The sequence below is a fragment of the Rhizobium sp. ZPR4 genome (assembly GCF_040215725.1).
Classification (GTDB): domain Bacteria; phylum Pseudomonadota; class Alphaproteobacteria; order Rhizobiales; family Rhizobiaceae; genus Rhizobium; species Rhizobium rhizogenes_D.
Map to the genome: position 1 here is coordinate 1070781 of NZ_CP157969.1, position 12030 is coordinate 1082810.

The 12030-nt window shown below is 60.4% G+C and carries 3 protein-coding genes; all 3 read right to left on the reverse strand.

Annotated elements, in window-relative coordinates; translation table 11 throughout:
• Positions 1-19: 19 nt before the first annotated feature.
• On the reverse strand, positions 20-2068 hold the full coding sequence (locus tag ABOK31_RS32575; RefSeq protein WP_349961853.1) for a glycosyl transferase: 2049 nt from the start codon (positions 2066-2068) through the stop codon (positions 20-22).
• A 378-nt stretch (positions 2069-2446) separates the two neighbouring features.
• Positions 2447-10339, reverse strand: coding sequence for a hypothetical protein (locus ABOK31_RS32580; RefSeq protein WP_349961855.1), 7893 nt, complete (start codon positions 10337-10339; stop codon positions 2447-2449).
• Between the two features lie 290 nt (positions 10340-10629).
• On the reverse strand, positions 10630-11922 hold the full coding sequence (locus ABOK31_RS32585; RefSeq protein ID WP_174173584.1) for a flagellar hook protein FlgE: 1293 nt from the start codon (positions 11920-11922) through the stop codon (positions 10630-10632).
• Positions 11923-12030: the final 108 nt, after the last annotated feature.

Sequence of the window (12030 nt, forward strand, 5' to 3'; positions counted from 1 at the left end):
AGAAATCCATCAGGAATGCCTAGATTGCCGTGCCATTGGGCCAGAGGCGACCGTCTCGCTGCAATGGAGAATAATCATGCCATTCGGCAAGCCGCTTTCCGTATTCGCGCCTGTAAGTGCTATCGTCACAAAAGGCGATGTTGTCTTGCACCAATCCAACGCCAATCTCGTAATAGACATCGAGGTTGCGCAAGTCTGGCTGAGGAGTGTTTCCCTGCTCCGCTTCTCGTTGCATTTGCCAGAACAGCGTCTCCAGGCGCTGAACGAGGGCCGGAATATCACGCAACACGCTTGTGTCCCGTTGTTCCTGCATGGACGTTCTTATTCTCTTCAGGCTTGTTGAATCCTTTGCAAATCCGATTGCCTTTTGAACGTAGTCTTGCGGGTCTGAGCAAATCAGCTGTGCTGCGCCGGCGGCTGCAACGATGCTATGGCAGAAGCGTGCTGCAAAGCTCTTGCCCGGAATGGTGAGAACAGGCAGGCCCATGGTCAGGGCATCGGCTGCGGTCGAGTGTGCTCCATAGGGAAATGTGTCGAGGAAAAGATCGGCAAGGCCAATCCTGGCAAGGTGTTTGGCGTTTGGTGCCTTGGGCGCAAAGATGAGACGCTCCGGCGCGACGTCGGCATTTGCTGCAAGCTGGCGCAGACGCGCGTCGACATCGTCGCTGCCGCTCAACAGCCACAACACGCTGTCGGATGTTGCCGCGAGAATTTCCATCCACTGTGCAAACGTCTCCTTGGTGATCTTCTGCATCCCGTTGAAGCACGCGAAGACGAAGGCGCCTTCCGGCAGCCCCGCTTCGAGGCGAGTCGGCTTCTCGGCGATCGCTCTCTTGCGATCAATAGGCTGGGTGCAAGGGATCCTCCGGACCTTCTCGGAGTAGAAGATCTCATTTTCCGGGGGAATGACGTGTTCGTCCGCGATGATATAGTGATGAAATGGGCTGCCCATCGTGCCCGGATAGCCGCAGAAATTGACGATGACGGGGGCCGGTCGATATGCAAAGATTTTTGTTCGGGCGTGCTTGGTATAGCCATTGACGTCGACGAGGATATCGATGTCATCATTGGCGATCTGCCGTGCCGCATCCTGATCACTGAGCGCAGCGATATCGCGCCAGCAGTCGACGACGGCTTTCATGCGCATTTGCGTGGCATCTTGTTCCACTGGTTCGCTGCAGTAATAGGCGTAGATTTCGACGCTTTGCTTGTCGTGCAGCTCCAGCACTTCCCTCAATGCGAAGCCGACCGCGTGATCTCGCAGATCCGATGATACGTAGCCGATGCGAAGCCGCTGAGCGGTTCCCGATTTTTTCCGCGGCGCCTTGCGAGGAAATCCGCTTATGTCGGGGCGGCCAACGAAGGATTTGTTGTACTGGTAGGCTCTTGCAAGTTGAAATAGAGGATCGTCGGAATAGCAGGCAAGCGTCAGCGGCGACATGGAATCGAGGAGCTGACGAGTGGACACGTGGTCGGATGTCGCAAGAATGGGCCATTTGCACTGACGCTGGCGCAGGGCGCTCCAATGTTGGCCTGCCTCGCTCTTGTCGGGTCGTAGTTCGATGGCTTGCCATAGCGCCGCTTCGGCATCATCCAAGAGCCCCGCATTTTCCATGACGCGGCCAATATGCTGAAGCGCCATGAGGCGATGCGCAAGCTTGTCTGGAGTGCTTTCCGCCGTCATCTCGACGAAGCTTCGCCATTGCACGATGGCATGCGCCGCAACGCCGCTATCTTCCAATGCTCGTCCGAGATTGATGTGGGCCGGGCCGAATTGTGGATCGAGTTTCAGACACGCGCGCAGCGCCTGGATGGAGCCGGCTATGTCGCCGAGTTGTCGCAGCGTGACCGAATAGTTGAAGTAAACGAGATGCAGGTAAGGGTGGCCGTCGTTGAATGCAATCCAGACCTTGTAGGCCTCCGCCGCCTCCAGCTTCTGCCCAGCCGCACTTTGCGTTTCGGCAAATTGGAACAGGTCGTTGAAGGAGAGGCGCTGCGAACGTGCCAGGTCCAGGATGCCGGCAAGCGGCAGGACCGGGCTGGTGACTGAAGCATCATTGGTGAGCATGGGCATTCCATAAGCTGGCGGCAGGCAACGCAACCATTTCCATAATGGCTGCCGATGCTTCGACTGTGCTTTGTTGCCGTCGGCATGTCATCAGCTCGCCGCGGGAATCGGCGATTGCGCGCCGGCAATCAACAGCTTTCAAACGCACGAAAGCGAATTGCAAACGACTGCGCGGGTCTCTGGGACCACCAGCGACTGTGATATGCCACGGGCGCTGCCCGCAATAGCGCGGATAACCTCTGAAATCGCCTGTCGCCGGGGGCTCCGTTGCGTGATTCGATCCAACAATGCTGCGGGCATATCGCGATCTCGAGGGTTCGCTTCCGGCGCCCTAGCCCTTGATCCCGCTTATCTCTGTCGCAAAACCGTTGTGCTGTTTCACGTCACATAGCTTGAGATGACCGCCGCGATTTGATCCGAATTCAGATATGCCATCTGCGAACGCATCAATGCGAGCAACTGCGTGCTGGAAAGGCTTGCAATATCCTGCGTGGATAGGCCCGCTATGCCGTTCGAGTTAAAAGCTGCGATATCCTTGGTCGAGAAGGTCGAGAGCTCCTGAGTCGTCAGGGCCGCAACCTGCGCCGAGGTCAGCCCGCTGACCTGGGATGGTGCGAGAGCCTCGGCCTGCGCCGTCGTCAGCGCCGCGATGACCCGTGTGGTCAATCCGGCGACTGCCCCCGAGCTCAAGGCGGCAATGTCATCGGTCGTGAAGACGGAAATATCGTCCGTATCCAGTGCCGCGACCTGAAGGGCGTTCAACGCGCCGATCTGTGACGTTGAAAGAGCGGCGATTTGAGTCGTGCTCATTGCCGCGATCTGGCCATAGCTCAATGAGGCGATCTGAGAGGTCGTCAGGACGGCGATCTGGTCGCTGGTAAGGGCTGCGACGACAGTGGTGGGCAGTCCCTGGATCGCGTCCGAATTGATCACGGATAGCTCGGCAGTGGAAAGGGTCGTCAGATCCGCCGTGGTCAGTCCCGCCAGGCCGGCTGAACTCAACGCTGCGATCTGGGTGGTCGTAAGTGCTTCGAACTGCTCAATGCTGAGCACCCCGATCTGTGTACTGCTCAGGCCGGCAATGCTGCCCGTCCCGAGTGCTGCGATCTGGGCGGTGGAGAGGGAGGCAATGAAGTCGGTCGACAGGCCCTGGACCGAGCTGGAACTGATCGCTGCGATATCGGAAGTGGAGAAAGTTGCCAGATCGGCCGAGCTGAGGCCCGCAATGCCGGCGGAACTCAAGGCCGCGATCTGGGCCGTCGAAAATGCTGCGATCTGATCGACGCTCATTGCGGCGACCTGGGTGCTGCTCAAACCTGCCACGCCCGCCGTGCTCAACGCCGCGACCTGGCTTGTCGACAAGGCGGCGATATCGCCGGTGCTAAGGACTGCAATCTGCTTTGAGCCAAGAGCTCCGACTTGCGCCGCCGTCAAAGCCTCGACTTGATCAATGCTGAGAACGGCGATCTGTGCCGTCGTCAATCCGGCAATGCCGCCCGTGCCCAGGGACGTAATCTGGGCCGTCGACAACGCCGCGACAATGGCAGTCGTCAGGCCCGACATGGCGCTCGAGCTGATCGCCGCGATATCCGCGCTTGAGAAGGTCTGAAGATCGTCGGTTCCGAGAGCGGCAATCTGCGCCGAGCTGAGCGCTCCGACCTGGGTAGGCGTTAGAGCCTCGGCCTGATCCGTGCTGAGCGCCGCCATCTGGCTGGTGGTGAGGCCTGTTATGCCGGCTATGCTCAACGCGGCAATCTGCGCCGTCGACAAGGCTGCGATTGCGGCGGTTGACAGGGCTGACATCGCAAGCGAGCCGATGGCCGCCATATCCGCAGTCGAGAAGGTCGCGAGATCGTCTGTCCCGAAAGTGGCGATCTGCTTCGAGGTCAAGGTCCCGATCTGGGTCGGCGTCAAGGCCTCGGCCTGGTCGGTGCTGAGTGCCGCAATCTGATCTGTCGTCAGTCCGGCAATCCCGCTTGTGCTCAGCGCTGCGATCTGGTTGGTGGAGAGGGCTTCGATGCCGCTCGTGCCGAGTACCGTGATCTGCTTGGAAGTGAGCGCTGCAACCTGAGCAGTGGTCAAGGCCTCCAATTGCCCGGTATTCAGGGTTGCTATCTGCGATGTTGTCAGGCCTGCAATGCCGGCTGCGCTGAGCGCTGCGATCTGATCGGTCGAGAATCCCGCGATCGTCGCCGTCGATAGGCCCGATATGGCACTCGAACTGATGGCGGCGATATCGGCGGTGGAAAAGGCGTCCAGATCATCAGTGCTGAGCGCTGCGATCTGGGTCGAGCTCAACACACCGATCTGCGCCGTTGTCAGAGCTTCGGCCTGGTCGACGTTGAGAGCCGCCAGCTGTGCCGTTGTCAGGCCGGCGATCCCGCCGGTGCTGAGCGCGGCGATTTGTGCGGTCGACAGGGCCGCAATATCGGCTGTCGTGAGTGCCGAAATCTGCTTGGAGCCAAGTGTGCTGATCTGGGCTGTCGTAAGTGCCGCGACCTGGTTGGTGCCGAGAGCCGAAATCTGCAGGGTGGTGAGACCCGCAATGCCGGCGGTGCCGATTGCCGCGATCTGGTCCCCAGAAAAGGCAGCGATGGTCGCCGTCGACAGGCCGGCGATGGCGCTCGAACTGATGGCTGCGATATCGGAAGTCGAGAATGTCTGCAGATTGGCAGGGTTCAGCGTCGCAATCTGGCTCGAACTGAGAGCAGCGACTTGAGCCGAGGTCAGGGCCTCGGCCTGGGCAGTATTCAAGACCGCGATCTGGGCACTCGTCAGACCCGCAATGCCAAGACCGCTCAAAGCAGCAATCTGCGCCGTCGACATTGCGTTTATGTCGGCGGTCGTCAGCGCGGTTACCTGCTTGGAGCCAAGGACGCTGATCTGTGTCGTCGTCAGGGCTTGCACCTGGCCCGTGCTCAAGGCTGCAATCTGCAGGCTCGTCAGTCCGACAGTGCCGGATGAGCTGAGGGCGGCGATCTGCGCCGTCGAAAGCGAGGCTATGTCCGTTGTGCTCAAGGCGGAAACCTGCGCCGAGCTTAGCGCAGCAACCTGCTTGCTGCTCAAGGCATGGACCTGAGCGGTATTCAAGACTGCGATCTGTTTGGTCGACAGACCGCTGATCCCAAGCGTGCTGAGGGCTGCGATCTGATTTGTCGTCAATGCCGCTATCGCGCCCGTGGACAGGCCCGATATGGCGCTCGAGCCGATGGCGGCTATGTCCTGCGTGGAAAATACGGCTATGTCGTCTGTCGTCAGCGCAGAAAGCTGGGTCGAGTTCAGGGCCGCGACCTGTGCTGTCGTCAACGCCTCGGCCTGGCTGGTGCTGAGCGCAGCGATCTGCTTCGTGGTAAGGCCAGCAATGCCCGAGGTACTGAGGGCCGCCACCTGGCTCGTCGACAAAGCGGCGATTGCTGTCGTGGGCACGCCCGATATGGCGGCGGAGGTGAGCGCCGCAATGCTCTTGGTCGACAGGGCAGCTACATCATTTGTCGTCAATACGGAGAGCTGCGCGGAACTCAGTGCCGCGACCTGTGCTGTCGTCAGTGCCTGGAGCTGACCGGTGCTCAAGGCGGCAATCTGCTGGGTGGTCAGCCCGGTAATGCCCGATGTGCTGAGGGCTGCGATCTGGGCCGTCGACAAGGCCGCAATGGCATCCGTCGACAAGCCGGAGATGGCGGCGGCGCCGATCGCGGAAATATCTTTGGTCGAGAAGGTAGCGATGTCGGCGGCACCCAGGCTGCCGATCTGCTTGGAACTCAGAGCCGCGACCTGAGCCGATGTCAGGGCTTCCGTCTGGTTAGTGTTGAGAGCCGAGATCTGCGCGGTCGTCAGGCCTGCAATGGCCGAGCTGCCGAGGGCCGCAATCTGCGCCGTCGAAAGGGTCGCGACGATGGTCGGGTCCAAAACCGCGATCTGCGCCGAGCTCAGGGTTGCGATCTGCTTGGTCGACAACACATCTATCTGGCCGCTGTTGAGGGCACTGATCTGATCGGTGGTTATGCCAAGGATGCCGGTCGGGCTAAGTGCGGCGATCTGCGCGGTCGAGAAGGCCGCCAAGGCTGCCGTGGACAGACCGGAAATGGCACTCGAACCGATGGCGGCAATATCCGCGGTCGAGAGGGCAGCGACGTCGCCCGAGCTAAGGACGCTAAGCTGAGCTGAACTCAATGCTGCGATCTGCGTCGTTGTCAAAGCGGCAAGTTGCGCACTGCTCAGAACGTTGACTTGATCGGTGCTCAGTCCGGAGATTCCGGCGGTGCTGAGCGCAGCCATCTGGGCGGTCGTAAGCGAAGCGATGCTTCCTGTGCCGAGCGCTGCCACTTGCGATGAGCTCAGCGCGGCAATTCGGGTCGTGGTCAAGACGGCCACCTGTGCCGTGCTCAAAGCAGCGACCTGATCGGTCGTCAGGCCCGCGACGGTGGTCGTGCCGAGCGCTGCGATCTGATCCGTGGACAATGAACTAATGACGGATGTGCTGAGACCCGATACCGCCTTGTTTGAAATCGCTGCGATGTCGGCGGTCGAGAAGGTTGCTATGTCATCGGCACTCAGCGCGCCGAGCTGGGCTGAGCTGAGGGCCTTGACCTGCGCGGTGGTCAGTGCTTCGGCCTGTGCCGTGCTCAGTGCGGCCATCTGCCCCGTTGTCAAGCCGGCCACTCCAGAGGTGCTGAACGCGGCGATTTGGGCTGTGGAGAGAGAGGCGAAGATATCCGCATCTATGGTCGCGATTTGCGATTGGCTGAGGGCCGCGATCTGATTGGTGAGCAACGCATCGACCTGGCTACCGCTTAATGCATCGATCTGCGCGGTGCTGAGGCCTGCAATGCCTGCCGTGCTCAAGGCAGCGATCTGGGCGGTCGTCAGTGCGGCAATCGCATCGGTCGACAGCCCCGACATCGCGGTCGAGGTGATCACGGCGATATCGGCGACGGAAAGGGCGGCGACATCATCGGTCCCGAGTGCGGAGAGCTGAGCGGTCTTCAGAGCCGCGACCTGATTTGTTGTCAGGGCTGAGACTTGCGTGGTGTTCAGCGCATTGACCTGGTCGGTCGTCAGGCCGGTAATCCCGGAGGTGCTTATCGCGGCGACCTGTGCGGTGGACAGAGCGGCGATGACATTGGTGTCGAGGGCTGCGATCTGAGTTGCGCTGAGAGCCGTCATCCACGATGCCGGCAGGGCGGCAATCTGCGCCGTATTGAGCGCGGTGATCTGGGTCGTCGTCAAGCCGGCGATCCCGACGACACTCAAGGAGGCGATTTGCTGCGTCGAGAGCGTCGAGATGACGCCGGTGCTCAACCCTGTTACCGCCTTGCTGGAAAGTGCGGCGATTTCGTCGGTCGTAAAGGTCGCAATGTCGTCCGTTCCGAGAGCGGAGACCTGTGTCGAGCTCAATTTGGCGATCTGGGCCGTCGTCAATGCCTGCGTTTGCGCCGTGCTCAGAGCGGCGATCTGATCTGTCGTGAGACCGGTGATGCCGGATGTGCTGAGGGCTGCAATCTGGCTGGCGGTAAGGGATGTAACGGTGCCCGTGCTGAGGGCTGCAACCTGGCTCGACGTCAGGCTCGCGACCTGTGTCGTGCTCAGCGCCGCGAGCTGCGCAGTGCTCAAGGTTGCGACCTGAGTGGTCGTCAGGCTCGCGAGCGTGCTCGTGGCCAGGGCCGCAATCTGCGCCGTCGAGAGACCGGCGACGGCACCGGTGCTCAAGCCTGCAATCGCCTTGGTGGCTATCGCGGCCAAGTCGGCCGTCGACAGGGCCGCCACGTCGTTTGCCGTCAGCGCCGTCATTTGTGTCGAGCTCAATGCCGCAATCTGGCCGGTCGTCAGGCTTGCGAGCTGAGCAGTACCCAGCGTCGATATCTGGGTGGTCGTCAGGCCGGTGATGGCACTCGTGGTCAGGGCCTCGAGCTGCGCGCTCGAAAGGGAGGCGATGACGCTGGTTGTGAGGCCACCTATCGACTTGCTGGACAGCGCGGCGATCTCGTCTGTCGTGAAAGTTGCCACATCATCGGAACCCAGCGCGGCAAGTTGAGCGGAACTCAAAATTTTGAGCTGGCTCGACGACAGCGCTTCGACCTGCGTTGTCGTGAGCGCGGTGATCTGGCCCGTCGTCAGCCCTGTGATCGCGGTCGTGGTCAGTGCGCCAATTTGCGCAGTTGAAAGGGCTGCAATGTCGTTCGTGCTGATGGCCGCAATCTGGGCTGTTTTCAGCACGCTGATCTGGGTGGTCGTCAAGGCTGCGACCTGTTGCGAACTCAGGCTTGACACTTGGCTCGTTGTCAAGCTCGCGACGGCACGCGTCGCAAGGCCCGAAATCTGGGTGCTCGAAAGTGCCGCGACCTGGGCCGTCGTCAGGCCCGCGACCGCGCTGGAGCTAAGGGCGGCAATCTGATCGGTCGAAAGGGAGGCGATGACCCCCGTACCTAATCCCGCCACGGCCTTGCTGGTAATGGCCGCAATTTCCGTCGTCGAGAATGTGGCAATTTCGTCCGCGCCGAGGGCCGAAAATTGCGTCGAACTCAGCGCCGCAATTTGAGCGCTGGTGAGCGCCTCCACTTGCTGCGTGCTTAGCGCCGCGATCTGATCTGTCGTCAAACCGGCAACGGTGGCTGCTTTCAAAGCTGCGATCTGTCCCGTCGAAAGCGCCGCAACAACATCCGTACCCAACACGGCAATTTGGCTTGAGCCCAGGGCCGCGATCTGTGACGTGGTCAGCACGCTCGTTTTTGCCGTGCCCAGAACTGCAATCTGGGCAGTGCTCAACCCGGCAACCCCTGCCGCGCTTAACGCGGCAACTTGCGCTGTCGACAAGGCAGCGATGGCGGTCGTGCCAAGACCCGATATGGCCTTGCTGGTGATTGCCGCGATGCTGGCGGTCGAGAATGCGGCGATATCGTCCGTACTCAATGAGGATATCTGGGTCGAAGTCAGCGCTGCGACCTGTGCCGTCGTCAGAGCGGCAATCTGCGCTGTGGTCATCACGCTGATCTGGCTCGTTGTCAGCCCGGCGATGCCGCTTACGCTGAAGGCAGCAATTTGTGCGGTTGAAAGCGCTGCGATATCGCTTGTGCTCAAGACCCCGGTCTGCGTCGTTTTGAGCGAATTAATTTGGCTTGTCGTCAATGCGCCGATCTGTACCGTGCTCAGTGCGGCGATCTGGATGGTGGTCAGGCCGGTAACGGCCGATTTGCTGAGGGCTGCGACCTGTGAGGCCGAGAGGGCCGTAACATCGCCCGCGCTCATGACCGCAATCTGCGTCGCGGTGAGCGCTGCGATTTGTGCCGTTGTCATCGCGGCGATCTGCGCCGTGCCCAAGGCAGCTATCTGGGCCGTTGTCAGGCCGGATATCGCGGCCGTGCTCAAGGCGGCAACTTGATTCGTCGCGAGAGAAGAAATGGTTGCTGTCGAGAGGCCTGCGACCGCAGCAGCGGTAATCGCCGCCATGTCATCCGTCGAAAATGTGGCGATACTACCCGCAGACAGCACGGATAGCTGCGCCGAACCCAGGGCCTTGACTTGGCTCGAGGTGAGAGCCTCGGCTTGCGCAGTGCTCAGGGCTGCGACTTGCGCCGTCTTCAGGCTGGCAATCGCGCTGGCCGTCAGGGCCGCAATCTGAGCAGTTGAAAACACAGCTACGTCGCTCGTGGGCATGGCCGCGACCTGCGTCGTCTTGAGAGCGGCGATTTGCGCCGTCGTCAGGGCAGCAATTTGCGCGGTACCCAGGGCCGCAATCTGGCTCGTCGTCAGATTGGAAATGCTGCTGGTGCTCAATGCCGCGACCTGATCAGTCGAAAGCGCGGTCATTGCAGCGGTCGACAGGCCTGATATCGCCTTGCTGCTGATCGCAGCCATATCGTCTGTCGAAAAGGTGGCCAGATCTGCGGCGCTAAGCGCAGAGAGTTGCGATGAGCTCAACACCCGGACCTGAGACGTCGTCAGGGCTTCCGCCTGTTCGGTGGTCAGAGCCTGGAGTTGCTGTGTCGTGATCGCGGTGATCTGCACGGAACTGAAGCTCTCGATCGCAGATGTCGTCAGGGCGGCCAATTGATCGAGCGTGAGCCCCGGAATGGCGCTTTGCGAAATCGCACTCAACTGCTGGGAGGTGAGAACCTCCACGTCCTCAGTATCCAGGGCGGCGATCTGCGCCGATGTGAGAACGCTGATCTGCTTGGTGGACAGCGATGCCACATCTTCCGTGGTCCAGGCTGCCACAGCCGATGTCGAAAGAGATCTGATCTGAGTGAGGCTCAGGGATGAAACGATCGAAGTCATAAACAGGACTCTTTCCGTAGCCGCGTTGCAATGCCGGCATATTCAAAGCCGACCAAGCTTGCCTTGCCGAAGCGTTGGCCGATTAACACTCTCTAAAATTCATGCCCCACGCACACAGCGTAGTTCGACTGGCTTGCCTGAAGCTGTGCCTGAACTTGTGATTGTCGTTGTGGGGTATCGAATTCTCTGATTGGTCGAAAGCCGTCATGCTGATCGGGCAACAGGCTTCGCCCGCGGAGTCTTACGACAAAAGGGCCCCGGAGGGCCCTTCTGATTAAGCAGGCTGAAGATCAGCGCTGAAGGTTGACCAGCACGTCCAGCAGGTCGGAGCCCGTCTGGAAGACCTTGGAGTTCGCCGTGTAGCTCTTCTGCGCCTGGATCATGTCGGTGAGCTGGCCGGCGAGGTCGACGTTCGATGCTTCCAGCGAGTTCGACTGGATATAGCCCAGGCCGTTGCTGTTGGCGAAGCTCGTGACCGTCACGCCGGAATCCGAATTGGCCTGATAGACGTTGCCGCTCAAGAGCGTGAGCTTGTCCGGGCTTGCAACGGTTGCCAACGGGATCTGATAGATCGCCTTCGGGTCTCCGGTCTTGTAGTTTGCATAGACGACGCCGCTCTTGTCGATCGTGACGCCGGTAACGGGGCTTGCCGCCTGGCCGTTGGTCGAGCCCGTCGAGCTGAAGTCGCTGGCCTTCTGGGTCATTCCGCTCAGATCCATCGCGATGGATCCGCCCGTCGTTGAATCGGTGATGGCGAATGTCCCACCGCTCGTCAGGTTTCCGCTTGAATCAAATGTCAATGTCGTCGAACCGACTTCTCCCGGCGGATCCGCATAAGGGAATGACGAGGTGCCGGAGGTGCTCGCATCGGCATTGCGATAGACGCTAACCTCCCACTGATCCGTCGCGCCCGTGGCGGAATCGGCAGACTGGGTCTTGGTGTAGTAAACGTCATACATGACGGAGTTGCCGAGCTTATCATAGGCAACAACCGAGCTCTTCTGGGTATCGGAGGTAACCGAGGTCGGATTGGCGCTTGGCAGCGTCGATGAATCGGTAACGGTCGTTGCATTCGAATTGAGGTTGCCCGTGAAGGTGCCCGTCGTTGAGGGCGTGCTGGCGAGGCCGCTCTGATTGACATTGATCGGCACCAGGCCGTCGAAGCCGTTGACGACGACGGCAGGCGCGCCCGACGCATAGGAGTAACCCATCAGGGTATAGCCAGCGGAGTTGACCAGGTTACCATTCGCATCCGGCGTAAAGTCGCCTGCGCGGGTCAGGACGGTCTTGCCGTCGGCGCCCTGCACGACGAAGAAGCCGGCGCCCTGGATCGAGAGATCGCTGCTCGACGAGGTGGAGACCGTATCGCCCTGCTGCGAGACCGAATAGCTGACATTGGTTTCGACGCTGCCGGAGTTATAGCTGCCACCGCCCGAGGGCAGGATCAACGACGAAAAGCTGGTGCTCGCCGACTTGTAGCCCGTTGTATTGACGTTCGCGATGTTGTCCGACACGGTGCTAAGCTTATTTGCCTGCGCGTTCATGCCGGAAACTGCCGTTTTCATGCTACCAAAGATGCTCATTGGTTCCTCGCACGTTGCTGATGCCGGGATGGTAGCGATAATGACTTGTGTGAAGCTGGCTTTTTGGTGCGCACCGCCAGTTTGAATCAGTTCAAATCATTCGACGAT

Coding starts and splice junctions, on each gene's coding strand:
- ABOK31_RS32585 (WP_174173584.1), bottom strand. CDS start 11,922: ATGAGCATCTTTGGTAGCATGAAAACGGCAGTTTCCGGCATGAACGCG.
- ABOK31_RS32575 (WP_349961853.1), bottom strand. CDS start 2,068: ATGCTCACCAATGATGCTTCAGTCACCAGCCCGGTCCTGCCGCTTGCC.
- ABOK31_RS32580 (WP_349961855.1), bottom strand. CDS start 10,339: ATGACTTCGATCGTTTCATCCCTGAGCCTCACTCAGATCAGATCTCTT.